This is a genomic window from Streptosporangium sp. OZ121, assembly GCF_051918885.1.
GTDB lineage: Bacteria > Actinomycetota > Actinomycetes > Streptosporangiales > Streptosporangiaceae > Streptosporangium.
In genome coordinates this window covers 1-533 of sequence record NZ_JBPXMC010000115.1, presented here as the reverse complement: position 1 = coordinate 533, position 533 = coordinate 1, and the positions used below count along the sequence as shown (strand labels likewise).

General features: G+C 62.3%; 1 rRNA gene. It reads left to right on the top strand.

Features of this window, described 5'->3' with window-relative positions:
• A 16S ribosomal RNA gene (locus ACTOQ1_RS42960) occupies positions 1–62 on the top strand; the annotation flags it as partial.
• Positions 63–533: the final 471 nt, after the last annotated feature.

The window sequence follows — 533 nt, the reverse complement described above, 5'->3', positions numbered from 1 at the left end:
CGATTGGGACGAAGTCGTAACAAGGTAGCCGTACCGGAAGGTGCGGCTGGATCACCTCCTTTCTAAGGAGCACCGGCCTTCACAGCGTGAGCTGTGGGGTCTACGCCGTGTTCGTGAGCGAACGTCTCACGCTCGGCACGCTCATTAGTGGAGCACTGGCTACTCGGGTCGGCGTGATCGCTGACCGGCTAGTACCGCCTCGCGGTCCTCTTCGGAGGGGTGTGGGGAGTGGGAAGGCCGGCATCAGGGGTCGGGCCGGGTCGAACACACTGTTGGGTCCTGAGGAAACGGACCATGGTCAGGGCTGCTGCCGGTTGGTGGTGGCCCTGGTGCCTGCCCCGGGTTCGGGGTGGGTGTCTGTTGGTGCCTCATGCGGGACCGGCCTCCTGTCAGACCAGCTCAGCGCTACACACCTGGTGGTGTGTTGGTGGTGGGTGTTGGTGGCGGAGCGGGTTTGGTCGCTGTTTGTTGTTTGAGATTTGCATAGTGGACGCGAGCATCTTTGTGGCCAAGTTTTTTAGGGCACACGGTGG